This is a genomic window from Erwinia sp. L03-1, assembly GCF_058686115.1.
This window is the reverse complement of the sequence record NZ_CM178762.1, coordinates 2269251-2292320: the sequence shown is the minus strand read 5'-3', so window position 1 is coordinate 2292320 and position 23070 is coordinate 2269251. Positions and strand designations below refer to the sequence as shown.

23 protein-coding genes and 1 pseudogene are annotated in these 23070 nt (G+C 55.8%); 7 read left to right on the top strand and 17 right to left on the bottom strand.

Annotated features, from left to right (window positions below):
• Nucleotides 1-129: 129 nt before the first annotated feature.
• From AC4PCC_RS10700 to AC4PCC_RS10690, 3 genes and pseudogenes are all read right to left on the bottom strand, one after another.
• Nucleotides 130-306 (bottom strand): annotated as a pseudogene (locus AC4PCC_RS10700) (serine hydrolase); the annotation flags it as partial.
• 105 nt (nt 307-411) lie between these two features.
• Entirely contained in the window at nt 412-687 is a 276-nt protein-coding gene (locus tag AC4PCC_RS10695) for a barstar family protein (RefSeq protein ID WP_345827527.1), read from the bottom strand.
• 1 nt (nt 688) lies between these two features.
• Nucleotides 689-1183, bottom strand: a complete 495-nt coding sequence (locus tag AC4PCC_RS10690; RefSeq protein WP_492127357.1) for a ribonuclease domain-containing protein — start codon at nt 1181-1183, stop codon at nt 689-691.
• 536 nt (nt 1184-1719) lie between these two features.
• Between AC4PCC_RS10690 and AC4PCC_RS10685 the strand changes: the two genes are divergently transcribed.
• Nucleotides 1720-2457 carry a CDP-diacylglycerol diphosphatase gene (locus AC4PCC_RS10685; protein WP_492127356.1) on the top strand — a complete coding sequence of 246 codons (738 nt, stop codon included), beginning with the start codon at nt 1720-1722 and terminating at the stop codon, nt 2455-2457.
• 57 nt (nt 2458-2514) lie between these two features.
• Here AC4PCC_RS10685 and AC4PCC_RS10680 read toward each other — a convergent pair whose 3' ends face one another.
• From AC4PCC_RS10680 to AC4PCC_RS10660, 5 genes are all read right to left on the bottom strand, one after another.
• Nucleotides 2515-3528 carry an AI-2E family transporter gene (locus AC4PCC_RS10680; protein WP_492127493.1) on the bottom strand — a complete coding sequence of 338 codons (1014 nt, stop codon included), beginning with the start codon at nt 3526-3528 and terminating at the stop codon, nt 2515-2517.
• Nucleotides 3529-3611: 83 nt separating this feature from the next.
• Nucleotides 3612-4283, bottom strand: coding sequence for a methionine ABC transporter permease (locus tag AC4PCC_RS10675; RefSeq protein ID WP_492127355.1), 672 nt, complete (start codon nt 4281-4283; stop codon nt 3612-3614).
• On the bottom strand, nt 4273-5088 hold the full coding sequence (locus AC4PCC_RS10670; RefSeq protein ID WP_492127354.1) for a methionine ABC transporter ATP-binding protein: 816 nt from the start codon (nt 5086-5088) through the stop codon (nt 4273-4275). Before AC4PCC_RS10670 ends, AC4PCC_RS10675 begins: the two co-directional genes overlap by 11 nt.
• Nucleotides 5085-5897: a MetQ/NlpA family ABC transporter substrate-binding protein gene (locus tag AC4PCC_RS10665; protein ID WP_067701809.1), complete on the bottom strand. Its 813-nt coding sequence runs from the start codon at nt 5895-5897 to the stop codon at nt 5085-5087. Before AC4PCC_RS10665 ends, AC4PCC_RS10670 begins: the two co-directional genes overlap by 4 nt.
• Nucleotides 5894-6967 carry an isopenicillin N synthase family dioxygenase gene (locus AC4PCC_RS10660; RefSeq protein WP_492127353.1) on the bottom strand — a complete coding sequence of 358 codons (1074 nt, stop codon included), beginning with the start codon at nt 6965-6967 and terminating at the stop codon, nt 5894-5896. The genes AC4PCC_RS10665 and AC4PCC_RS10660 overlap by 4 nt, the downstream gene beginning before the upstream one ends.
• Before the next feature lie 250 nt (nt 6968-7217).
• On the opposite strand from AC4PCC_RS10660, the gene AC4PCC_RS10655 reads away from it, so the two are divergent.
• Complete coding sequence (locus AC4PCC_RS10655; RefSeq protein ID WP_492127352.1) at nt 7218-7727, top strand: MarR family winged helix-turn-helix transcriptional regulator; 510 nt, start codon at nt 7218-7220, stop codon at nt 7725-7727.
• 94 nt (nt 7728-7821) lie between these two features.
• The gene (locus AC4PCC_RS10650) at nt 7822-8211 is read left to right on the top strand and encodes a hypothetical protein (protein WP_492127351.1); all 390 of its coding nucleotides are present in this window, start codon (nt 7822-7824) and stop codon (nt 8209-8211) included.
• A gap of 58 nt (nt 8212-8269) precedes the next feature.
• On the opposite strand, the gene AC4PCC_RS10645 is transcribed toward AC4PCC_RS10650, so the two are convergent.
• The 3 genes from AC4PCC_RS10645 to AC4PCC_RS10635 all read right to left on the bottom strand — a co-directional run bounded on the left by AC4PCC_RS10645 (nt 8270) and on the right by AC4PCC_RS10635 (nt 10467).
• Nucleotides 8270-8605 (bottom strand): helix-turn-helix domain-containing protein, encoded by a 336-nt coding sequence (locus tag AC4PCC_RS10645; protein ID WP_067701801.1) that lies wholly within the window; start codon nt 8603-8605, stop codon nt 8270-8272.
• Nucleotides 8606-8924: 319 nt separating this feature from the next.
• The gene (locus tag AC4PCC_RS10640) at nt 8925-9407 is read right to left on the bottom strand and encodes an RrF2 family transcriptional regulator (RefSeq protein ID WP_492127350.1); all 483 of its coding nucleotides are present in this window, start codon (nt 9405-9407) and stop codon (nt 8925-8927) included.
• A gap of 178 nt (nt 9408-9585) precedes the next feature.
• Nucleotides 9586-10467: an NAD(P)-dependent oxidoreductase gene (locus AC4PCC_RS10635; RefSeq protein ID WP_492127349.1), complete on the bottom strand. Its 882-nt coding sequence runs from the start codon at nt 10465-10467 to the stop codon at nt 9586-9588.
• Nucleotides 10468-10738: 271 nt separating this feature from the next.
• On the opposite strand from AC4PCC_RS10635, the gene AC4PCC_RS10630 reads away from it, so the two are divergent.
• Nucleotides 10739-11674: a VirK/YbjX family protein gene (locus AC4PCC_RS10630; RefSeq protein ID WP_492127348.1), complete on the top strand. Its 936-nt coding sequence runs from the start codon at nt 10739-10741 to the stop codon at nt 11672-11674.
• Nucleotides 11675-12063: 389 nt separating this feature from the next.
• Nucleotides 12064-13248, top strand: a complete 1185-nt coding sequence (locus AC4PCC_RS10625; RefSeq protein ID WP_067701790.1) for a sugar transporter — start codon at nt 12064-12066, stop codon at nt 13246-13248.
• 89 nt (nt 13249-13337) lie between these two features.
• Here AC4PCC_RS10625 and AC4PCC_RS10620 read toward each other — a convergent pair whose 3' ends face one another.
• The 3 genes from AC4PCC_RS10620 to AC4PCC_RS10610 all read right to left on the bottom strand — a co-directional run bounded on the left by AC4PCC_RS10620 (nt 13338) and on the right by AC4PCC_RS10610 (nt 16915).
• The gene (locus AC4PCC_RS10620; RefSeq protein WP_492127347.1) at nt 13338-14930 is read right to left on the bottom strand and encodes an ABC transporter substrate-binding protein; all 1593 of its coding nucleotides are present in this window, start codon (nt 14928-14930) and stop codon (nt 13338-13340) included.
• 61 nt (nt 14931-14991) lie between these two features.
• Nucleotides 14992-16236 carry an aromatic amino acid transporter gene (locus AC4PCC_RS10615; RefSeq protein ID WP_492127346.1) on the bottom strand — a complete coding sequence of 415 codons (1245 nt, stop codon included), beginning with the start codon at nt 16234-16236 and terminating at the stop codon, nt 14992-14994.
• Nucleotides 16237-16486: 250 nt separating this feature from the next.
• Nucleotides 16487-16915, bottom strand: a complete 429-nt coding sequence (locus AC4PCC_RS10610) for an OsmC family protein (RefSeq protein WP_067701772.1) — start codon at nt 16913-16915, stop codon at nt 16487-16489.
• A 235-nt stretch (nt 16916-17150) separates the two neighbouring features.
• On the opposite strand from AC4PCC_RS10610, the gene pepT reads away from it, so the two are divergent.
• Nucleotides 17151-18389, top strand: a complete 1239-nt coding sequence (gene pepT / locus AC4PCC_RS10605; protein WP_492127345.1) for a peptidase T — start codon at nt 17151-17153, stop codon at nt 18387-18389.
• 48 nt (nt 18390-18437) lie between these two features.
• Here pepT and AC4PCC_RS10600 read toward each other — a convergent pair whose 3' ends face one another.
• Entirely contained in the window at nt 18438-19211 is a 774-nt protein-coding gene (locus tag AC4PCC_RS10600; protein ID WP_492127344.1) for a transporter substrate-binding domain-containing protein, read from the bottom strand.
• 25 nt (nt 19212-19236) lie between these two features.
• Nucleotides 19237-20406 (bottom strand): methionine aminotransferase, encoded by a 1170-nt coding sequence (locus AC4PCC_RS10595; protein ID WP_492127343.1) that lies wholly within the window; start codon nt 20404-20406, stop codon nt 19237-19239.
• 117 nt (nt 20407-20523) lie between these two features.
• Here AC4PCC_RS10595 and AC4PCC_RS10590 point away from each other — a divergent pair, with 117 nt between their 5' ends.
• The gene (locus AC4PCC_RS10590) at nt 20524-21375 is read left to right on the top strand and encodes a LysR substrate-binding domain-containing protein (protein ID WP_067701760.1); all 852 of its coding nucleotides are present in this window, start codon (nt 20524-20526) and stop codon (nt 21373-21375) included.
• On the opposite strand, the gene AC4PCC_RS10585 is transcribed toward AC4PCC_RS10590, so the two are convergent.
• Nucleotides 21372-23033: a methyl-accepting chemotaxis protein gene (locus AC4PCC_RS10585; RefSeq protein WP_492127342.1), complete on the bottom strand. Its 1662-nt coding sequence runs from the start codon at nt 23031-23033 to the stop codon at nt 21372-21374. The genes AC4PCC_RS10590 and AC4PCC_RS10585 overlap by 4 nt on opposite strands.
• Between the last annotated feature and the right edge of the window lie 37 nt (nt 23034-23070).

Here is a 23070-nt window from a genome sequence, read left to right as displayed (position 1 = left end):
ATGGATTAGCGGCTAATGATATCTGATAGCTCTCGATGGATTAGCGGCTAACGATATCTATTATCTCTGCAATGGACAGGTTGTTAACGACTGTTGTCAGCAACAGCGGCCCGCTTCGGGCCGCTTATCTCACCGCCCCCCGACGGCAATTCTGGCGGCCGCAGCCAGCACGTCCTTTCGGCTGGACGCATCCTGGCGCGGCTGGGTAAAGTAGGTCACCAGGATTAGTGGGGCGCGGTTTTCAGGCCAGATAACGGCAATATCATTGGTGCTGCCGTAGTCGCCACTGCCGGTTTTATCCCCCACCGCAAGGAATTTATCATTGTGCCTTCCTTCATGGTCATATTTTTATCCCAAACTGAAACTGAGCCTGAAACTGAAACTGAGCCTGTGCGTGCGCCTGACCTGGGATCAGGGCTTACCTGTTCTCAGCTCCAGTTCCCCTTCCAGCGCCACCTGCGCCTCACGCATGACCGCAACGGCGGCATCAAACCGGGCGGCATGCGGATGTGCAGCCAGATGGTGAAGCGTGATGCGTACGGGCAGTGCGATGCTGCCGGTCAGCGCGTCCCATAACGCATCCAGGTTAGCGCCAAAGCCCTCTTCCAGGGCAAATTTAGCGGCGAACTGACGGTAGAAGTCATTCATATCCGCAATGGTACGAAAATCAAAGCTGACGCTTTTCATCTCACTTTACCTGCTCAAAATGGCGATAATGATCGCGGGTGACGTAGATCAGCCCGTCGCTGGAATAGAGCATACGATCGCTGCCGCGACGGCCACACTGGTAGTTAACGTCGGCTTCAAACCAGCGCCGTCCCTGCCCGTCTGGCAGGCGCCCTTCGCGGTTAGAAAAGCGATCGCCCCCGATGGCCCGCCCCGGCAGTGCTTCACAGAGGTTACCTCGTGCAGGATCCCATCCCTGACGCCTGGCATCACTTTTTTTCAGGTACAAGGGCGGCAGCCGCTGGTGCCGCTGCAGGTAGTCCGCCACCCGCTGCTGCTGCGTCAGTACGCTGATGTCATCACGGAGTGACGTACTGGCTTTACTGCCCGCAGGGCGCCTCTCCTGAGAGGGGTGTGAGCCATGTTGGTTGGCGACCGGGGTTGTAGCAGGCCGGTGAAGCCCGACGGCGGTCGCTGCTATGGCTAAAATAGCCGCAATAATCAGTTTTTTATTCATTGTGAAATCTTAACCTGAGCAAATAATTGTCGTCTATATCTTTTATTCTGCGTCGGGTTTCTTCCGGTATTCCGTTAGCGGGGTAAAAACTGGCGGCTTACCCCGCCCCTTACTCCAAAAAGATGGCCTGTTTTATCCTTTCGGTGAATACGTCGCACCGACCACAGTGTATTTAACAATAAAGAAGGATGCCGTCATAAAAGCCAGTAAGCTTCACATAGTTATGTTTGGTTTATCATAAAAAAGCACCACATTATTTTACGCTAACCAGACATCAGGGATTAACTATCATTACTTACTGATGATCAATCATTACTCACTCATCACTCATCACTCATTACTCATTAATGATTAATCACTATTGACCACAAGATAGCAGTAAATATCGCCAGCCTGGCGAATCAGAGACCTTTTATTATTGAAAGAAGTTGATGTTAATTACTGTTATTTTGGCATCCTATTATAACGCCTCATTAATGGAAGAAAAAAGACGGCTAACTATAATTCAGTAACACAAATAAACTGGATAACATATTATGAATAATACCTCAAAAGCCCTCTCCGTATTGCTGCTATCCGGTTCGTTTCTCTCTGTAGCCCATGCTGTTGACAGAAATATCTTATGGGATAAAGTGCACAATCAGTGTGAGCCTCAGTATAAGGCAGACGGAAAATATACCCCCTGTAGCCTGGTGGATGAGCATGATGGCTACGTTATTTATAAAGGTGACAGCGATAAATACCAGTATCTGCTGCTGCCGACGAAGCAAATAACGGGCATTGAGGATGAACAGCTGCTTGCAGACAATCAGCCTAACTATATTTATCTTTCATGGGAGGCTCGCGATCTTGTCGCGGAAAAAACTGACAGAAAAGTCAGGGAGCAGGATATTTCACTTACCGTTAACTCGCTTAATACGCGTTCACAGGATCAGCTTCATGTCCATATTTCATGCCTGGCTCAGCCTGTACGCGAAGCGCTGGACCGCATGGATGTTAAAAATATCGACAATGACTGGCACGTCTTTCCTGAACCGCTCAAAAATTATACCTTTAATTATAAAAAACTAGCATTTTCTGAGCTAAAAAATAGAAATATTTTTAAAGATGTCAGTGACAAGGTTGCAGCGGATGGCGGTGAACTACAATATTCTACCTTCGCAGTTGTCAATCTTGATAGTGATAACTTTATGATCCTCGAAGCATCGGGTACATTAGAAAAACGCATTGGCGCAGAAAAATTGCAGGATCATACCTGCGCACTGGCGCAATAACGTCTTATCTGCCTCAGCGTCTTGCGATACTGAGGCAGATAAAACTAACCGCCGCTTCTATATCAGCCGTGCCTGGCGTAGTTCACTTTTCAGGTAGGCGTAATAGACCGGCGCGGCCACTACCCCAGCCAGCCCAAAGGCAGACTCAAAAACCAGCATCGCCAGCAGGATCTCCCAGGTTTTTGCATTGATGCGGGTGCCAAAAATGCGCGCGTTAATAAAATACTCCAGCTTATGCACCACGATCAGGAATATCAGCGCAATCAGCGCGGCCTCCAGCGAAATCGACAGGCCAATCAGGATAATCACCGTATTCGAAATCAGGTTGCCAATTATTGGCAGCAGCCCGGCCACAAAGGTTAACACCACGACCGTTTTCGCGAAGGGAAAATGCAGGCCAAACATCGGCAGTAGGCCGAAAAGGAAGCCACAGGTCAGCAGCGTATTGACCAGTGACACCTTGATTTGGGCAAAGACCACGTTATGAAACGATGCCGCTAGCAGCGTCAGACGCTCAAGGAGCGCCTGCTTGAGCGGAGCCTGATGCGCATCATCGCTACTGACCCGCAGGGAAACGATCGCCCCCAGCAGCATGCCGATCAGCATGGTGGCGAAGGTATGGGCGGCGGTACGACCAAAGGTTTGCACCACCACCAGATGTTCCCGCAGCCAGGTCACCACCTGATGCTGGAGCTCATCAATATCGGCGGGAAGATAGCGGGTAACCACCGGCGACAGCGTGCGCTGTGCGTCCTCCAGCAGCTTGCTGGCCGCTGCGTGGAAAGCCGCGGGATTCTGGAAGTCATGCAGCAGATAACCAATCAGCTTGGTGATCCCCAGCGCCAGCCCAAGCACCACCACCAGCGTGAGGGAAAAAATAATGATCCACCGCGCCAGCGGACCTTTCACCAACCTCTCCACCCAGGGGGTGAGCGCCAGCACCGTTTCATAAACGATAAATCCGGCGAGAAAACAGGGCAGCAGCCGCAGCGGAAAAATCATAAACAGCGCGATAAATACCAGGATATAGCTGGCGGCCTGACACAGCCCCCGTTTATTCAGTTGAGACATCTCCATGACGCTTCCTGTCTGAAATATTAAAAATCCGATGTAATTCAGACAGTATACAATGTCCGCTGCATTTTGCGGCCGATTTAACGACGATGCGCCAGCGAACGAACCACGCGGTCGCCAAGCATCTGCACGCCCTGCACCAGCACGATCAGCACCACTATCGTGCCGACCATCACCTGCTGGTTAAAGCGCTGGTATCCGTAGCGGATCGCCAGGTCGCCCAGACCGCCTCCCCCGATCACGCCCGCCATTGATGAGAAGCCAATCAGCATCACCAGCGTCAGCGTAATACCGGCCACTATGGCGGGCAGTGCCTCCGGCAGCAGCACCTTAGCGATCACATGCCAGTGGTTGCCTCCCATGGCGATAACCGCCTCCGTCCGTCCCTTTTCAACCTCATCCAGCGCGTTCTCAACGATACGGGCAAAAAAGGGAAAGGCGCCCAGTGCAATGGGCACCACCGCCGCCGTACTGCCCAGGGTAGTACCGACCACCAGGCGGGTAAAGGGGATCAGCGCAATAAGCAGCACGACGAAAGGTAAAGAGCGCCCAATATTAACCAGCGTGCCCAGTACGGCATGGATCCAGGGCAGCGGGTAAAGACCGTTGCGACGGCTGACAAATAGCAACACGCCGAGCGGCAGGCCGATAAGCAGAGTCAGGCCGCCCGCCAGGCCAACCATATACAGGGTTTCAAGCGTTGCCTGCCCGAGCAGAGCAAAAAAGCTGTCCCATTCCAGGCTAATACGCATAGCGTGCTTCCCTCGTCGTCCATACCTGCTCCTGACCAAACGTCAGCCCGTGGCGGCGCAGAAAAGCCTGCTCATCATGGCCACCCTGTAGCAGAGAGTCACGCAGCGCTGACCGGGGATCCATCAGCAGGTCTCGCAGCGCGCCCTCTTCCACCAGACGCCCCTTTTCAAGCAGGGCCGCGCGATCGCAGACGGCTTTCACCACTTCCAGCTGGTGGGTGATCATCACGATGGTCAGGCCAAACTGCTGATTGATCTGCTTCAGCAGGGCCTGCACGCTTTGGGTGGTTTCCGCATCGAGCGCACTGGTCGCCTCGTCGCATAACAGATAGTCGGGCCTTGCTGCCAGCGCCCGGGCAATGCCGACCCGCTGCTGCTGACCGCCGGAAAGCTGGGAGGGAAACGCACGGGCTTTTTCATTCAGCCCCACGAGGTCCAACAGCTCCGCGACGCGCGTCAGGCGCTGTCTGCGCGACATGCCCGCAATTTCCAGCGGTACCGCCACGTTGTCAGCGACGTTACGGGAATGAAGCAGATTGAAGTGCTGGAAGATCATGCTGCTGCGCTGCCGCTGTCGCCGAAGGTCCCCGGGCGTGAGCAGAGTGATATCCTGTTCGTCGAACAGGATCCGTCCTGAATCAGGTCGTTCCAGCAGGTTCAGACAGCGGATCAGCGTACTTTTTCCGGCGCCGCTGCGCCCCACAATGCCGGTAATTTCCCCCTGCCGCAGCGTCAGTGATACGTTTTGCAGCGCCGGAGTTAACGCGCCCGGATACTGTTTTGACACCCTGTCGAGTCTGATCATTGCGGCTGTCCCGTAACCGGGATCACCGATCCCTTATAGTTTTGGCGGATAAATTCGGCCACCTGCTCTGACTGCAAATCCTTTGCCAGGCGCTTGATACGCGCATCCCCTGCCAGGGCAGGCGTGGTGACCAAAATGTTGGCATAGGGATTATGCTGCGAACTTTCCAGACCGAGCGCATCTCTGGCTGGCACCAGGCCGGCCTCCAGGGCGTAATTACCGTTGATCACCGCCAGGTCAACATCGTCCAGCGCCCGGGGGATCTGCGGTGACTCCACTTCCAGGATCTTCAGATGTTTCGGGTTGCTGGCGATATCCTGCGGCGTTGCCTGATTTTTTGCCGGGTCGTCATAGCCTGGCTTCAGTTTGATCAAGCCCTCTTTTTGCAGCAGGTAGAGCGAACGGCTGAGATTGGTGACGTTATTTGGCACCGCAACGCTGGCATTATCGCGCAGTGCGCTAAGGGTTTTAATCTTGTGGGAGTAGATCCCCAGCGGCTCAATATGTACGGTCGCCGCAACGCGGAAGGTCTGTCCCAGCGCCTTCTCCTGCTCGCGCAGATAGGGAACATGCTGGAAATAGTTAGCATCCACGTCGCCGTGTGCCAGCAGTTCATTGGCGTTGACCCCGCTGGTCAGCTCAATCACTTTCAGGTTGAGGGAGGGGTCGATTTTTTTCACATAGTTCAGGATCTCCGCATGGGGAACCGGATCGGCTGCGACCCGCAGCGCCTCCTCCGCCTGAGCGGTAAAGGAGAGAGAAATTAACAGGGCGAGCCCGCTGAGGCTAACGGCGGCGTGGCGAGTCATAGAGAAGGCTCCTTATGCGATCGGTTTGACGAAGGTTGCTCAATGGGTTGATCAATTTTTTGCGTCAGCAGGTCGCCATACCAGCGGGCTGCGACGTCAGGGTGCGAACGCAGGCGGCCCTTCAGATAATTCCAGCCCACCTCCCGCAGCAGCGGATTGAGCGGATCGCTGGCCGGGCCATGCGCCAGCTGACTGAGCTGTTCGTTCAGCTGATAAACCGGTACGGCGCCGTCCAGCTGGGCACCGAGGAAAAACGCGATCGACAATCTGTCGCTACCCGTTGCGGGGGAAATAACGCGATGGACGGTAGCGCGCAGGTAGCCGTTAGTCGCCAGCTCCAGCAGTTCACCGATGTTAACCACAAACGCGCCGGGCAGCGGCAGCGCATCCACCCAGCGATTCGGCTCAACCTCCACCTGAAGCCCGCGCTGGTTATCCTGCAGGAGGAAGCTGAGAAACCCGGAGTCTTTATGTGCCCCAACGCCCTGCCCGCTCTCATCACCCGTCCTGCCGGGATAACGGATCAGCTTAACGTGTTCATTGGGCTTTTCACCATACAGTCCGTCGAAGGCGTCACCGGGCAGCGAAAGGGCTTCGGCAAAGGCGCGCAGTAGCCGCAGCGACATGCGGGTCATCTGCTGCTGCCAGGCCTGTAGCTCCCTTTGCAGCTCGGGCAGCGCTGCCGGCCAGAGATTGGGCCCCTGAAGTCGCTTCCAGCCCGCTTCGCCTGGGGCCAGCGGCAGCGCTTCCCGCTCGGCGCCAATATCAAACTGCTCGCGCCAGTCGGGCTGGCTGCGGGTGATTTCCGATCCCGCACGGTTGTAGCCGCGAAAGTGCGGGGAGTGGATCATCGCGACCCGCTCTTTTTCCTCATCTGGCAGCGCAAAAAAGCGCCGTGAGAGCTGCTGGACCCCGGCGGAGAGCGCGGGATCGACGCCATGGTTGATCAGGTAGAAAAACCCTACTTCCCGTGCGCTCTGACTCAGCCGATCGAGGAACGCCTGCTGCTGCTCCGCCGAACCGTCAAGATGGGAGAGATCCAGAATAGGTAATGACGTGACGTGTTCCACTTAACCTCCAGGAGATAAACCTGCCTGAGATGGCGACCATCGCCATTCAGCCGCTGACTGACAGGCACTATTGCGGTTTTTAACGTCGGGATGAAATATGAAATACAGCAATGATTAACTGATAGCTGAATAAGCCCAGTCAGGTGAGATTTCCCCCGCTTGACAGCGATTGAGGGCTGGCCTAAGCTTGCGGAATATTAACTAACTAACTTAGCGATCTAATCAGGCCGCATCGAAACTGAGGAAAACCATGCACCACGAGGTTAATCACGAGTCCTTGCCAAATGAAGATCCGCGTTCGATGCCCGTAGCAGGCGATACGATTGCCCAGCAGCTGCAGAGGATCGCTATTCTCACGCGTGATGCCGCCGCAGAGCTGGGCAACGCAATGGGGATCAATCAGACCGACCTGGCGCTAATGGAGCAGCTGATCGCTTCGGGGCCGCTCTCTCCCAATGAGCTTGCCCGCCGGCTTTCCCTTACTACCGCGGGAATTACGCTGGTCATTGACCGGCTGGAGCGTGCCGGGCACGTGGCGCGCGAGCGGCAGCAAAGCGATAAGCGCCGCGTGCTGGTACGCCCCATGCAGGCTTCCGTGGCACAAACTTACCGCCATCTCGTGCCAATGCTCACCGGGCTGGAGGCGCTACTGAGCACACTTTCACCTAACGATCGCACAACGATAGATCGCTTTCTTGCGCAGGTTATCGCCGTTTATCAACACAGCCTGCCAGCCCTGACAAAAAAGGAAAAACGATGAACGATACGCGCAGGATCCTGATCACCGGTGCCAGCGTTGCGGGCCCCACGCTGGCCTACTGGCTGTCGCCCGCGCGTCGGGCGACGCGCCAGATATGAGGTGGTTCAATGCGCCCGGCGAGTTATGCGTCTGCCTGCGTCCTGACAACCTGGGCACCACCCGTGCACTGCTGTCATTTCAGGAACCACCGGGTGGCTATGAAAAACTTTCAGCGCACGAGCAGAAAAGTGTGCTGCGGGAAAAGTTTGGCCATTCAGGCTGGGAGACACCGCGCGTACTGGCCGCGCTTGATGACGCAGACGATCTCTATTTTGACCAGATTTCACAGGTTAAAATGGATAGCTGGTCAAAGGGAAGAGTAGCCCTGGTCGGTGATGCCGCATATTGCGCCTCCCCCATTCGCGCGCCGGGATTGCCTTCGGCTATGCCGTACTGCGTATGGCAAACGCCCCCTTATTCAGGCCGCTGCTGGCAAAGTTTCTGACGCCCAAAGCCGATGCCATTGTGCTGCCCGACTATGATATTAACCCTACAGGGAGCGCTCAGGCACAAACCTGAACCTGACGACGCCAGGCACCGGGAGACTGGCCAAACTGACGTTTAAAACTGCGGTTAAAGGACTGCTGAGAGTCAAACCCAAATGAAATCGCCACGTCGAGGATAGGTTCCGCGCCCCGTGCAAGTCGTTCGGCTGATTTTTTCAGGCGGCGTGCGCGAATGTATTCACCCAGCGCGTAGCCGGTGTGCTGTTTAAACATCCGTTGCAGGTGCCATTTGGAGTATCCTGCACGTTCGGCAACGGTATCAAGATCCATTTTCCCTTCGATATGGGTATCGATCCACTTAACGAGATCGTTAATAAAATCATCGTGACTCATTGCTTTCCCCTTCTGGTTTTTTGTTTTCACTCATGCGTCAGAGCTGAACTCCCTCAGAGACGCGAGTAAAAGGTAACTTTAACGAATGCACTTAGTTACGGTAAAGGAGAGGTCGCCTTAATGCAAGTTTAATTGTTGCATTAAATGCGATCGGCAGCGCATGAGGATCTGACGTTTAGGGGCATGAGCTAAACCTGTTGAGAACAGACTTATTGTGTTTCACCAGCCAGACAGCCAATACCTCAAAGGCCGCACAACGTTAGCAGTGCGGCCTGGAGATGGAGAGGGAGATTGAGATGGAATGGTTGCGGAGCGGGCCTCAGATAGCGACATCTTCGGGGTTTGTCTGCAACTCGCAGCTGCCTTCAGGATGACGGCTGTCGCGCGCATGGATCTCTTTTAATGCATCCGCTACCGTCCATTTGGCGAGTACGTCAAGCGAGGCCTGTTCAGCCTCGCGCGCCAGTTCTTTAAAGAACCAGCAGGCGTTGGCACTCACCAGACAGCGGGCCGATACCTCAGGTCGTCCTGCCAGCAGGGGTTTGTCTTCCAGCACCGAGGTATAAATATCACAGAGCGAAATCGCTTCTGCGGGTCGACCCAGGCGAATAGTCCCTGAACGACCCAGCGTCGACACGATAATGCCATCGCGGGTCAGAGGCACCATCATCTTGCGCACGAAACTCGGGTTAGCCTCAAGCCCCATGGCCAGAATTTTGCTGGTGCTGCGTTTACCTTCCCGCTCTGACTGGGCCACGCAGAGCACCATTTGTAAGGCCGTAGGAAAACGAATATCAAGCATGTTCAGATCCTTGCTTTCAGCTGCCTTTGGGTAAATCGACAGCTCATCATAAAAAGCATTAAAAATCAGTCGACTATAATTAACTACTTGCTGTTAATATAACAAATATTGTTGCATTTTAGAAGACACACGCTTAGCGATTACTGCTTTCCCCGTTATCACCCTGAAAAACAAGCGGTTATAAACCCTGCGCTGATTTCTCACTGAGATACTGATAAACCACCGAGAGATCTTTTTCACCGTAGCCTGCGTCAACCGCCTCCTGCCAGACGTCAGAGATCGTATTTAGCCCCGGCAGTGCGCTTTTTTCGGCAGCCGCAAGTGCAAGCCGGGCATCCTTCAGCGCCCAGGTGAGATGCATTTGGGGTTCGTAACGGCCTTCCCTGATCATCTCCAGTTTGCTCTTAACGTAAGGTACGGCCAGCGGCCCCCCGTCCAGCACTGACCAGAAGTCATCCGGGCTAAAACCAAACTCTTTCGCCATCTGGGTACTTTCAGATAGCCCCTGCACCATGGAGATAAGCCAGGCATTCACCACCAGCTTCATTCGGGATGCCGCGCCGGCCTCGCCCAGCCATTTGGTGCCTTTCGCGATGGCGGAGAAGACGGGTTCAATGGCGGCGGCGCGCTGACGATCGCCGCTGGCCAGCACCACAATCTGTGCATTTTCGGCCGGCGTTTTAGTCCCGGATACCGGCGCGTCAAGAAACACGATATCCCGCCGCTGCTCCGCGAAGGTTGCGATCAGCCTGTCGGTGCACGCAACGCCGACAGTGCCCATCTGTACCACTATTGCACCCTGCCTGAGCGCTGGCTGTGCCTGTTCCAGCGCACTTTCTGTGGCGTCGGCGTCAGCCAGCATCACGATGACCACGTCGGCCTGCCTGACGGCTTCCTGTGGACTGTCTGCCAGCCGCAGTCCGGCGCTTTGCAGATCCTCCCCACGCGATCGGGTGCGATTCCAGCCCGAGGTGGTAAAGCCATTTTTCAGTAAATTAGCGGCGAAGGCATGGCCCATCGCGCCCAATCCCAATACCGCAACAGAGGGACGTTGATTCATCAGATGACATCCTTATGTTTGAAAAGAGGGTAACCCACGCGGCGACCCCAGTTTCCAGGGTAGCGTAATGCGCCATGAAATACCCGGTTTGCACCGAAAAACCTCCCCGGAGATTTGGTAAGCGGGTGTAAACAACAGCAGGGTAAACTTACGCTCAACAAACCCTGCGTGGGGGCAAGTGTGTTTTTATTGTTGAGGTTCGGTTAATGCCGCGCGTGGTTGAATGCGAGCATTCGTCAGACAGAGCACAACTCGTGAGCCAGAATAAATCATGACCGATCAACCGCTAACTTTGTTATCCGCACGGCCCGACCGTGGCAGCGACCTGTTTTTCTCTCTTGTTTCCGGCGGTTTTCGACCAGGAAAATCCTGGGATAAAGGCATTTTCCGTGCGAAGTTTTTATGGCGCTCCTGCTTCCACCCGGTACTGACGCTGAAGTGGCTCGATCGCATCGCCAGCGATCCGCTGATTGCCGGGCTGCTGAAGGTGCAGGATCGCCTGCCAGGTAAAATTCATCGTCCCTATCTTGCCATACAGTTTTCAGCGGCTGAGCGCTTCAGGGCGATCAACGCGCACTACACCTGGGTTAAACAGCTGCAAAATGCCGACCTGCGCCAGGCGCTGAGTACGCGCGACAGCACCCTCATGTGCAGCTTTAGCGGTAAAGAGGGTGACGCTTACAGCATTACTCTCGGCGGCGGCGTGAAATTTGACAAGGAAGGAGAAGCCACGCTGTCACTGCTGCGTGAGGGGACTGCGCTGGCCCGCATCACCTTCTCGGTGGTTGACTACGCGCAGCAGAAAACCCTGTTTATCGGTGGCCTTCAGGGGGCAGACAGCCACATTCCTCACGAGCTGATCAGGCAGGCGACGAAATCCTGCTATGGCCTGTTTCCCAAACGTCTGCTGCTGGAGGCGCTGCAGCTGATTTTTACTGCTAACGGCATTACACGCATCCTGGCCGTCAGCGATAAAGGACATATTCATCAGAGCGCCCGCTACCAGCGTAAGAAGCGAGGCGTTTTTCTGGCCAGCTACAGCGAGTTCTGGCAGTCAATTGGCGCAGAGCCGGTGACGCCCCTGCTCTTTGCCCTGCCGTTGCGGCTGGAACGCAAGCCGGAGAGCGAGATCGCCAGTAAAAAGCGCGCCGAATATCGCCGCCGCTATGACCTGCTCGATCGGCTCCAGGCCGGACTGCTCAGTTAAGGCTCTCCACGCCACAATAAACGCGGTTATCGCCCCGTTAAATAACGGACAGCGGGGGCGATAACCGACGTCTCTTTCTGTCCAACGTCCCCGCAATATACTCACTTTCTTATCGCCACCCTTCCGCCAATATCCTGCTGGTAGAATTCCAGAACCTGTCTATACTCTTTATCCTGTTGTTCTCAGCGTTTTATTCGCTATTTAAAGGCATTACGGAGGGAATACAATTCAGGAGGGCGTCAGCTTGTCCGGCACCGGGTTGTTATTCTGATTTACAAAAAAGGTAATATTTTGATGTCATCTGACAGATAAATAAAACACAATATGCGCTCTTTTTCTTGATTTCGTCACAACGAAATTAACTTTCTACCAACAAGTCGTTTACCTCAATGCAATCAATTACCGTTTCACGTAAAACGGCATGGCTACGCGTCATTATGTTAGCCATTGCTGCATTCATTTTTAATACTACCGAATTTGCTCCGGTTGGCCTGCTGTCCGATATCGCCACCAGCTTCTCAATGAAGACGGCGCAGGTGGGGCTGATGCTGACTATCTACGCCTGGGTGGTGGCGCTGATGTCGCTGCCAATGATGCTGTTGACCCGGCAAATTGAACGACGCCTGCTGCTAACCTGCATTTTCACGCTGTTCATTGCCAGCCATATTCTCTCTACCTTTGCGTGGAGCTTCAATATTCTGGTGGTATCGCGTATCGGAATCGCCTTCTCACACGCGATATTCTGGTCAATTACCGCCTCTCTGGCGATTCGCGTGGCACCGGCGGGGAAAAAGACGCAGGCGTTAAGCATGCTGGCAACAGGGACAGCGCTGGCTATGGTACTCGGACTGCCGATTGGTCGTCTGATTGGTCAGTATCTTGGCTGGCGTATCACCTTTGGGATCATCGGCATTGTTGCGCTGATCACCCTGCTGTGCCTGATTAAGCTGCTGCCGAAGCTGCCAAGCGAACATACCGGATCGCTTAAGAGCGTGCCGATGCTATTTAAGCGTCCGGCGCTGGTGGCACTCTATTTGCTGATCGCCGTAGTGGTGACCGCGCATTATACGGCCTACAGCTATATAGAGCCGTTTATTCAGGGCGTTGCCTCAATGGGGGATAATTTCACCACCTTCCTGCTGCTGATATTCGGTGCGGCGGGTATCCTGGGCAGCATATTGTTCAGCTCGCTGGGCAATAAATATCCGGCCACGTTCCTGCTGGGCGCCATCTTCCTGGTGTCGGCCTGTATGCTGAGCCTTTATCTGGCCGTGACCCACAGCGTGGCCATCTCCATTCTGTGTATCATCTGGGGCATGTCGATGATGATTATTGGCCTGGCGGTGCAGGTCAGGGTTCTGGCGCTGGCACCGGATGCAACCGATGTGGCCATGTCATTAATGTCCGGGATTTATAATCTCGGCATTGGCGGCGGTGCCCTGCTGGGTAATCAGGTCAGCCTGCATCTGGATATGGTCAATATCGGCTATGTGGGCGGCGGCATTGGCCTGCTGTCGCTGCTGTGGTGCGCGTGGAGCATGAAGCGCTACCCGCAGCTGCGCATTAACGGTTAATCCTTTCCTCTTTTGTCCGGGACAGGGTGTTACGTACCACCCTGTCCCGGTCAACTCCCCGCCTGTGCGGGCATGACTCCCCCTTAGCGTTATTTGATATCGACACCATAGAAGATATGCTTACCGAAAGGGTCAATCTGATAGCCGCTGACCTCTTTGCGCACCGGCTCAAAGATTGTCGAATGAGCAATCATTACCGCAGGGGCCTGATCGTGCATAATCTGCTGGGCCTGACGGTACAGCGCGATGCGTTTGTTATGATCGGGCTCCACGCGGGCTTCGCTAATGAGCGTATCGAAAGGCTTATAGCACCACTTTGAAGAGTTAGAGCCGCCGTTGGCCGACGTACAGCTGAACAGCGGGCCAAAGAAGTTATCGGGATCGCCCGTCGCCGTCGTCCAGCCCATCAGCGCGGCCTGATGCTCGCCATCCTTCACCCGTTTAAGATATTCACCCCATTCAAAGCTGACGATATTGGCTTTAATGCCAATTTTCGCCCAGTCTGCCTGAATCATCTCCGCCATCCGGCGGGCATTAGGATTATAAGGCCGCTGAACGGGCATCGCCCACAGATCAATCGTCGTGCCGGGCGCGATGCCCGCCTCTTTCAGCAGCGCTTTGGCCTTTTCGGGATCGTAATCATAATCCTTAAGGTCCTGGTCAGCACTCCAGACACCGGGTGGCAGCAGGTTTTTCGCTACGGTGCCGCTTCCCTGAAACACCGCATTAATAATCGCCGTTTTATCTATCGCCATCGTTAACGCCTGACGCACCTTCACATTGTCCAGCGGCGGTTTACGGGTGTTAAACGCCAGGAACCCGGTGTTCAGCCCGGCCTTCTGCATCAGGGTAATATCTTTGTTTTCGCCGATGCGTTTCAGATCTGCCGGATTGGGAAACGGCATCACCTGGCACTCATTTTTTTCCAGCCGTGCGTAGCGTACCGACGCATCCGGCGTAATGGAGAAGATCAGCCGATCCAGTTTTGCTCTGCCCTGCCAGTAGTCAGGAAACGCCCGGAAAAGAATGCGTGAGTCCTTCTGATACTGCACCAGCTCAAAAGGTCCGGTGCCGATCGGATCGCTGTCCACCTTCTCCGGCGTGCCGGCCTTTAACATCGCATCGGCGTATTCCGCCGAGAGCATTGAGGCAAAGTACCACGCCAGATCGGCAAGAAAGGGGGATTCAGCATGTGCCAGCGTAAAGCGCACGGTGTTATCGTCTACTTTCTCAATACTTTGGATCAGCGAACCCAATTCCAGGCTTTCAAAGTTGGAATAGACGCCGTTTGAGACGTTATGGTAGGGGTTTTGCGGATCTTTCTGTCGCATAAACGAGAAGATCACATCGTCGGCGTTAAAGTCGCGTGAGGGCCTGAACGCTTTGTTGCTCTGAAACTTGACCCCTTTGCGCAGGTGAAAGGTGTAGATCCTGCCATCCGGGCTGATGTCCCAGCGGTCCGCCAGGCTGGGGATAAGCTCGGTAGTGCCCGGCTTAAAATCGACCAGTCGGTTGTAAATGGGCACCGCGCTGGCATCCACGCTGGTGCCGGAGGTATAGAGCTGGGGATTGAAGTTTTCTGGTGACCCTTCTGAACAATAGACCAGCGTTTTCGCCGCAGCGCCCGAGGCAGCGGCCAGCGCCAGCGCAGCAACGGCCGCTCTCAATACCGACTTTTTCATTTATACCCTCTCGTTATGATTTTTTGTCCCTGACGCAACAACAATCCACTGACTGAGTTAATTACTGATAGAGCGGCAGCAGGCTGGCTTTGTTCAAAAGCCAGGCCGCGAGATTTACTGTACCAAAAGCGATGACGGTAACGATGATTATTTTTTCCCACCGGCTGTGCGCCACGCCCGGCGCGAATTTCTGCCGGGCCTTAATCGCCAGGAATGCGGGGATAAAAACAGCCCAGACGGTCGCCAGCAGGCCCGCATAGCCTATGGCGGCAAGGAAACCGTCGGGAAACCACAGCGAGGCCAGCAGCGGCGGTAAAAAGGTCAGCGCGCAGACCTTCAGCCGTTGCAGAAACGAGCGCCCCAGTTTTAACCGGTCGGCGATGAAATCAAACAGCCCGGAGGTGACGCCGAGAAAAGAGCAGAGAACGGCAAAATGAGAAAAAACATTCATCAGCAGCTGCAGCCCACCCGCCGGAAGGTGGTTGTGCAGCGCCTCCAGCAGGGCCTCAATATCTCCCCCCTGGGCGATAATCGCCGGAAATTCAGCGCGGGGCAAATTTCCCATCGTCGCGGTCAGCCAGAACAGGTAGATAACCAGCGCCAGCGAGGTACCAAAAATAAGGGCTTTCCCTACCTGCCTGCGATCGCCCGCGTAGTACTGATTCAGCCCCGCAATATTGCCGTGGTAGCCAAACGACGCGAGGCAGAATGGCACCACGGCTAATACGTAGGGCCAGTAAGCGGCAGAGGCCCCTTCACTGTTAAGGAGTACCGGCAGTTGTACCTGCATCAGTAAGCCGCCGAAGAGGATCACCAGCAGTACGATTTTGGCTAACAGACAGAAGGTCATCAGGCGGCTAACCTCTTTCGTTCCCAGACAGACCACCGCCCCCACGCAGCAGGTCAGCAGTATCTTCGCCTCGCCCTGGGTAACCGCCAGGCCCGCCAGGTTTAACGAGTGCTGATAGACCGGACCGCTGGCGGATATATAGGCATAAGTGAGGATACCGAGCACAAACAGAATGCTGATCGCGTTAATCGCTGCCCATCGTCGGCCCAACAGGTCGCGGGTAAGCGTGTTGTAGCCTTCACCGGGCTTGTAATAGCGGGCAGCCTTCAGAAACAGCAGACCTGAAAAAAGCATGCTTGCCCAGCTGCCCAGCAGGACTAAAACCGACCAGCCAAACCATGCCCCGGCCATCACCACCGGCAGGGTAAACATGCCCGCCCCCACTACCGTGCCGCAGATAATCATGGCACCCCACCATACTGAGGGGCGATGCGAGGAAACGGCCGAATCTGTCATATAGAAACCTTAGTGAAATTAACTCTTTGTCACCTGGTACGCAGGCAGGCGTATCCTGCCACAAAAAGGCTTTGGGGATAAGGTTTGATTCACCAGGGTATGACTGATGACGTATCGCCTGTGGCAGGGAATGACAGACTGTGAGTGCGCGAGCACAAGGGATGAAAGGCGTGTAGGCAAGATAACGTGGTGAATGACGTGAAGGGAGCTAACCCCGCCGGGACGGCGGGGAAATGAACCTGACGGGCAGTTAGTTCAGCTTATAATCCAGCGTAATTTCAGCGCTAATCAGCTGAGACACCGGACAGCCCTGCTTGGCCTGATTGATGATTTTATCAAACGTTTCGCTGTCGATACCCGGCAGTTTAACCTGGCTTTCCAGCGCAATTTTGGTAATTTTGAAGCCGTCACCGACTTTATCCAGTGAGACATCCGCCACGGTATCAATGCTTTCAGGCACATAACCTTCGTTGCCCAGCATCAGTGAAAGCGCCATGGAAAAACAGGCCGAATGAGCGGCACCAATCAGTTCTTCAGGGTTAGTACCGGGTTTGCCTTCAAAGCGAGTATTAAAACCATAAGGCTGCTCTTTCAGCGCACCGCTTTCGGTGGTGATGGTGCCTTTGCCTTTTTTAATATCGCCTTCCCAGTGTGCCTGCCCTTTCTTATGAATGGTCATGATTATCCTCCTGTGTGTTTATCAATGGGATTCAGTATAGTAGCTTCTCAGCACTTCGCTCGGGCCGGGCTTGCAAATGGCCGTTCTTTGACCATTAATTAGAGGGTGGTGACAGGAAAGCCATTGAGGTGGCCGCCGATTCGGTTAATCCGTATCACGAAGAGGGCGACTTCGGCGTGTGCTGAATTCACCTTCCCCCGTTTTCACTTTCCATTAATCCATAAGGGAGTGCCAAATGCCGCAGCGCCTGGCTGAACAGCTCACCACCCGATTTTATCGCTACCTTGCCGTCACCAGCCAGAGCAATCCCGCGGCGACGACGCTGCCGAGCACGCCCGGACAGCATGATATGGCACAGCTGCTGGCCAGCGAGCTACGGACGATGGGCCTGCGGGACGTTGTTATCGACGAATTCGCCACGGTCACCGCCGTTAAGCCCGGTAACTGCCCGTCTGCGCCGCGCATCGGCTTTATCACCCATATTGATACGGTTGACGTCGGCCTCTCGCCTCATATTCATCCGCAGACGCTGCGCTATGAGGGCAAGGATCTCTGCCTGAACGCCGGGCAGGATATCTGGCTGCGCCGGGAGGAACACCCGGAGATCGAGGCTTATCAGGGACAGGAGATTATTTTCAGCGACGGCACCAGCGTGCTGGGCGCGGACAATAAAGCGGCGGTCACGGTGGTGATGACGCTGATGGAAAATCTGCAGGATGCGCTGCATGGTGATATCGTCGTCGCCTTCGTGCCGGATGAAGAGATTGGCCTGCGCGGCGCTAAGGCGCTGGATCTGGAGCGCCGCTTTAACGTTGACTTCGCCTGGACCATTGACTGCTGCGAGCTGGGCGAAGTGGTCTATGAGAACTTCAACGCCGCATCGGCTGAACTCCTGTTTACCGGGGTAACGGCACATCCCATGTCCGGTAAAGGGGTGCTGGTTAACCCTCTGCTGATGGCCCTGGACTATATCAGCCACTTTGATCGCCACGAAACACCAGAGCATACCGAGGGGCGCGAGGGTTACGTGTGGTTCAACGAGATGACCGCCAACGCCAGTGAGGCACGGGTGAAAGCGTCGATTCGTGACTTCGACCTTCGTGCCTTTGAGCAGCGCAAGCAGACGATGGCCGACATCGCAGCACAGATTGCCGCACAGTATCCCACGGGCGAGGTCAGCCTGCATATCAGCGATACCTATAGCAATATCAGCAACGCGATCGGGGAAGATCGGCGGGCGATCGATCTGCTGCTGACGGCGCTGGAACAGCTGGATATTGTCCCTAAAATCACCCCGATGCGCGGCGGCACCGACGGGGCCGCGTTATCCGCCAAAGGTCTGCTGACCCCTAATTTCTTCACCGGCGCGCACAACTTCCACTCAAAGTTTGAGTTCTTGCCGGTGCCCTCCTTCGTCAAATCATACCTGGTCGCGGAGAAGCTCTGCCTGCTGGCTGCTCAGAATAGCCGTTGATGCCTGGACATCCCGTTGGAAACCCCGGCTTAACCCCGTCAAACCGGGTTATTTCACCGCAACATCAATGCCGGGGAAGAACGTCGCCGCCAGACGGGTAACGGTACCCTCAGCCTGCACCTTGCCGATGGCCGCATCCAGCTGCTGTTTTAGCCTGGCGTCGTCTTTGCGCAGGCCAAATCCTATGCCGACACCCAGTATCTGCGGGTCTTCCACCGGTTTACCCGCAAAGCCATAGGCCTGGCCCTGAGGCTTATCAAGAAAGCCGGACTGACCCGCGGCTGACATCACCAGCGTACCGTCCAGGCGGCCCGCGAGCAGATCGTTATAGACCTGATTCTGATCCTGATAAGCGGTTATGGTTACCCCCTGCGATTCCCAGTGTTTCCTGGCGAAGGTTTCCTGTACGGAACCCTGCAATACGCCGATCGTTTTGCCCTTTAACGTCGCAACGTCAGGCGCCAGCCCTGCCCCTTTGCGGCCGATCAGCTGGCTGGGAATACGATAGATCGGGCGGGTAAAACCAATGCTTTTTAACCGCACCTCGGTGATATTCATCGCCGAGTTGATCGCATCAAACTTCCTGGCCGCCAGCGCCGGGATCAGCGCGTCAAAGCTGCTTTCCACCCAGCTACAGGAAAAATTCCCCGCCTGGCAGACCGCTTTTCCCAGTTCAATATCAAATCCCTGTAATTCGCCCGCCGCGTTGCGACTCTCGAACGGGGGATATTCCGACTCCAGACCAAACCGCAGCGTATCCGCAGCGGCAGACATCGAGGCGAGCAGGCCCGCAACCACAAACAGTGCATTCAGCTTCTTCATCAACTTCAACTTCCCCTGATAGTTATTAGCGCGGCTTTACCTGGCACAGCGCCTGGGCGCCCGCGCGCAGTGTGGTTTCATCTTTAGCGAACGAGAGACGGATTAATTTATTATCGGTGCCGTCGGTATAAAAGGCCGAGAGTGGGATGGTCGCCACGCCGTTTTCGACAATCAGCTTTTTGACCATTTCACTGTCCGGCAGGTCACTGAATTCTGCATAGCTTGCCAGCATAAAAAAGGATCCCGCCGACGGCAGCAGGCGGAAAGGTGACGCCTTCAGCAGCGAAGCCAGCAGATCGCGCTTGTGCTGGTAAAACGCCCCCAGCCCCAGATAGTTATCAGGGTGACGAAGGTACGCTGAAAAAGCCACCTGCATGGGTGTATCCGCAGCGTACATCATAAACTGGTGCACCCTGACCAGCTCCGTCATCAGCTCGGCGGGCGCCAGGCAGTAGCCCACGCGCCAGCCGGTAACGTGAAAGGTTTTCCCGAAGGATGAGACGATAACGCTGCGCTGCGCCAGTTCGGCATGGGTTGCCATGCCCTGATGCTGGCGCCCATCGAAGAGGATATGTTCATATACCTCGTCGGAAAGCACCACGATGTCGGTATGGCGCAGGAGCCGCGCCAGCTGGTCGAGATCCTCACGGCTGAGCACCTGGGCGCTCGGATTGTGCGGCGTATTGATAATAATCATGCGGGTGCGCGGCGTGATAGCTGCCTGCACCTCATCCCAGTTAATCGTAAAATCAGGCAGATGCAGCTTCAGCCCAATCGGCGTAGCCCCCTGCAGCCGCACCACCGGGGCGTAGCTGTCGAAGGCCGGCTCGAAAAAAATCACTTCGTCTCCGGCGTGGACAAGTCCGCCGATCGCGGCGTAAAGCCCCTGACTGGCGCTGGCGGTAATCAGCACTTCGCTGTCGGTGTCGTATTGCTGCCCATAGAGAGTCTTAACCTTGTCGGCCAGCGCCTCCTTTAGCGACAGCAGCCCGGTCATCGGCGCGTACTGATTATGTCCCTGCTCCATCGCGCGGGTCACACTCTCAATCAGTGCGCGATCGCAGGGAAAATCCGGCGCGCCCTGCGAGAGATTTATCGCCTTATGCTGCGCCGAAAGCTGGCCTATCACCGAGAAGATGGTCGTACCGACGTCCGGCAGTTTCGATCGCTGAGGTACGGCTGAGAGGATAGTCATTAACGCTCCGGTCACTGAGAAAAACGCGATGCTTTATTCAACGTGAGGACTCTTGAGCCGACAAGCGAATTGTTGTCATAATAGCCATGACTTTTCGACATTGCTCAGAGACGCCCTATGCCCCGTCGTCCGCTGCCGTTAAACGCCATTCATACCTTTATTGTGACTGCACGCCATCTTAATTTGACCCACGCGGCACGGGAGCTCTGTATTACCCAGGGGGCGGTGAGCCGTAAAATAGCCGCGCTGGAGAACTGGCTGGGGTTCCCACTCTTCGAACGCCACGCCCGTGGGCTGAGGCTGACCGTGCAGGGCAGCAGCCTGCTCCCCTCTTTCAAAAGTGGATTTGAACAGATCGCCCAGGCCGCTGAGCAGGCCAGTACCCGGCATACGACCCTGCGCCTTAAGGCGCCCACCTGTGCGATGCGCTGGCTGGTACCACGGCTGGTGGCGCTGGAGCAGGCCCGTCCCGAACTCCATGTGGCGCTGACCACCACGGTTGACCACGGCTCAGGCCTGGGACATTTTGATGCTGCGATCCTTTACGGCGCACCGTCGGTGGCGGGCTACCGTCTGTTTGACGAGGTGCTGACACCGGTGATGGCCGCCAGTTTACTGCCCGCAGGCGGCCTGTCGTTCGAAGATTTAACCCGTTTTACCTTTCTGCATCCTACCGCCGATGGCCGGGACTGGGCGCTGTGGCTGGCCGGGCGGCGTCAGGCGCTGATGATGAAGCGCAACCAGCATTTCGACACCATGGATCTGGCGATCGGTGCGGCGATCCAGGGGTTTGGCGTGACGATAGCCGATATCACGCTGATCCAGTCCGATCTGGCGATGGGCCGACTGGTGGCACCCTTTCGCGAAACGGTGAAGACGGGCGCGGTCTACAGTCTGATCCAGCGCCCGGAGGAAGAGGCACCACCCCAGCTTGCGGAAGTGGTGGCGTGGCTGTGTCAACAGCCTTAGAAAGAGACCCACTCATCGGCGGCGGCCACTGACCTGGCGGCAGAGACGGGCTTCACCGGCGTGACTCTGACCGCCGGCGGCGCGAGACGGTCGTCATCCGTTCCGGCAGAAAGCCGGAATCGGGAGACGGAGAGCGTCAGCTCCTCGGTCTGGCGTTCCAGCGAGCTGGCGGCGGCAGAGACCTGTTCAACCAGCGAGGCATTCTGCTGGGTGACGCTGTCCATTTCAGTAATGGCGGTGCCGACCTGTGAGATCCCTTTGCTCTGCTCTTCCGAGGCCGAGGCGATCTGTTTCATGATCTCCGTGACTTCGGCGACTGATTTCAGCATCTCATCCATGGTACTTCCGGCCTCGCCGACCAGACGTGATCCGCTGTCGATGCGGCTCACGGAGTCTGCGATCAGCGTTTCAATCTCCTTCGCCGCACCTGCGCTGCGCTGTGCCAGATTACGTACTTCGCTGGCCACAACGGCAAAACCACGCCCCTGCTCACCGGCCCGCGCGGCTTCGACGGCGGCGTTCAGCGCGAGGATATTGGTCTGAAAGGCAATACTGTTGATCACGCTGGTGATTTCTGCGATTTTTTTCGAGCTGTCGGTGATGCCTTTCATGGTGGTGACCACATCCGCGACCAGCCTGCCACCTTTCACGGCGGTAACCGACGCGTTCTGCGCCAGTTCGCTGGCCTGGTGGGCATTATCGGCGTTGAGCTTCACCGTGGCCGTCAGCTGTTCCATGCTTGCCGCCGTCTCTTCCAGCGCCGCCGCCTGCTGTTCGGTTCTCGAGGAGAGGTCGTTATTACCGGAGGAAATTTCCGTCGCGCCGCGATAAATACTGTCGGTGCCCTGGCGAATTGCGCTAACCGCGTTACGCAGGCTCTCCTGCATCTCTCGCAGAAGGGGCACCAGTTTACCGACGCAGTTACGGCCAATATCGTCAATGGGCTGGCTCAAATCGCCTTCGGCAATCTGCCGAAAGTGCTGGCGAATGCCCTCCAGCGGACGCACCAGAATATTGACGAGGTAACGGTCAGTAAACAGCAAAATTAGCAGACCAATAATGACGGCCAGAACAATGACCGTTTTGGTTACCCTGGTCAGATGATCGACCGTGACGCGGGTGATATCCAGCTTTTCCCCGGCCGCGACGTTAAATTTGTCCACGGTTACGCCAAACCCGCGGCTCAGTGCCGGCGTGACGCTGGCAGCATGACGACGAAATTCGTCCAGAGACGGCTGCTGGGCGAGGTGCATCTGCGGCAGAACGCCCTCATCCAGCAGCTTCTGCCAGCTGGCGATCACTGTGCTGGCGCAGGCCGGGCTGAGGGGGCCTGGCGCTTCGGCTTTGAAACTGGCAAGCTGCGCCGCCATGCTGTCGAGCGCCTTCTGCGCGGAAGCCATATCTGCGGCGGCGGAGGCACTGCCAGCCTGGCGTGACTCAATGGCGCGGGTAAGGCGGGTGATAAAGCGGAAATACTGGTCGTTACCCTTACTGAGGGTGGTCATCTGGTTTACCAGCAGGCGATCGACCTCATTTCCCTTGCCTACCGAGCTGAGGGAATAGACGCTGTACAACCCGACCCCCAGCCATAACAGGCAGAACAGGCCGAGCACCCACAGCATAACGCTTCGGACGGTAAAGTCTTTTAACAGTCTCATAACTTCTCCAACGCTAAAGGAATACTGAATCCTTTGT

Excerpts from the sequence above, each read along its gene's own strand:
- AC4PCC_RS10615 (WP_492127346.1), bottom strand. The coding sequence starts at position 16,236 with ATGACAGATTCGGCCGTTTCCTCGCATCGCCCCTCAGTATGGTGGGGT.
- pepT (WP_492127345.1), top strand. The coding sequence starts at position 17,151 with ATGCCGCAGCGCCTGGCTGAACAGCTCACCACCCGATTTTATCGCTAC.
- AC4PCC_RS10610 (WP_067701772.1), bottom strand. The coding sequence starts at position 16,915 with ATGACCATTCATAAGAAAGGGCAGGCACACTGGGAAGGCGATATTAAA.
- AC4PCC_RS10630 (WP_492127348.1), top strand. The coding sequence starts at position 10,739 with ATGACCGATCAACCGCTAACTTTGTTATCCGCACGGCCCGACCGTGGC.
- AC4PCC_RS10590 (WP_067701760.1), top strand. The coding sequence starts at position 20,524 with ATGCCCCGTCGTCCGCTGCCGTTAAACGCCATTCATACCTTTATTGTG.
- AC4PCC_RS10595 (WP_492127343.1), bottom strand. The coding sequence starts at position 20,406 with ATGACTATCCTCTCAGCCGTACCTCAGCGATCGAAACTGCCGGACGTC.
- AC4PCC_RS10680 (WP_492127493.1), bottom strand. The coding sequence starts at position 3,528 with ATGTCTCAACTGAATAAACGGGGGCTGTGTCAGGCCGCCAGCTATATC.
- AC4PCC_RS10655 (WP_492127352.1), top strand. The coding sequence starts at position 7,218 with ATGCACCACGAGGTTAATCACGAGTCCTTGCCAAATGAAGATCCGCGT.
- AC4PCC_RS10625 (WP_067701790.1), top strand. The coding sequence starts at position 12,064 with ATGCAATCAATTACCGTTTCACGTAAAACGGCATGGCTACGCGTCATT.
- AC4PCC_RS10665 (WP_067701809.1), bottom strand. The coding sequence starts at position 5,897 with ATGACTCGCCACGCCGCCGTTAGCCTCAGCGGGCTCGCCCTGTTAATT.
- AC4PCC_RS10585 (WP_492127342.1), bottom strand. The coding sequence starts at position 23,033 with ATGAGACTGTTAAAAGACTTTACCGTCCGAAGCGTTATGCTGTGGGTG.
- AC4PCC_RS10695 (WP_345827527.1), bottom strand. The coding sequence starts at position 687 with ATGAAAAGCGTCAGCTTTGATTTTCGTACCATTGCGGATATGAATGAC.
- AC4PCC_RS10685 (WP_492127356.1), top strand. The coding sequence starts at position 1,720 with ATGAATAATACCTCAAAAGCCCTCTCCGTATTGCTGCTATCCGGTTCG.
- AC4PCC_RS10690 (WP_492127357.1), bottom strand. The coding sequence starts at position 1,183 with ATGAATAAAAAACTGATTATTGCGGCTATTTTAGCCATAGCAGCGACC.
- AC4PCC_RS10675 (WP_492127355.1), bottom strand. The coding sequence starts at position 4,283 with ATGCGTATTAGCCTGGAATGGGACAGCTTTTTTGCTCTGCTCGGGCAG.
- AC4PCC_RS10645 (WP_067701801.1), bottom strand. The coding sequence starts at position 8,605 with ATGAGTCACGATGATTTTATTAACGATCTCGTTAAGTGGATCGATACC.
- AC4PCC_RS10620 (WP_492127347.1), bottom strand. The coding sequence starts at position 14,930 with ATGAAAAAGTCGGTATTGAGAGCGGCCGTTGCTGCGCTGGCGCTGGCC.
- AC4PCC_RS10670 (WP_492127354.1), bottom strand. The coding sequence starts at position 5,088 with ATGATCAGACTCGACAGGGTGTCAAAACAGTATCCGGGCGCGTTAACT.
- AC4PCC_RS10650 (WP_492127351.1), top strand. The coding sequence starts at position 7,822 with ATGAGGTGGTTCAATGCGCCCGGCGAGTTATGCGTCTGCCTGCGTCCT.
- AC4PCC_RS10635 (WP_492127349.1), bottom strand. The coding sequence starts at position 10,467 with ATGAATCAACGTCCCTCTGTTGCGGTATTGGGATTGGGCGCGATGGGC.
- AC4PCC_RS10640 (WP_492127350.1), bottom strand. The coding sequence starts at position 9,407 with ATGCTTGATATTCGTTTTCCTACGGCCTTACAAATGGTGCTCTGCGTG.
- AC4PCC_RS10600 (WP_492127344.1), bottom strand. The coding sequence starts at position 19,211 with ATGAAGAAGCTGAATGCACTGTTTGTGGTTGCGGGCCTGCTCGCCTCG.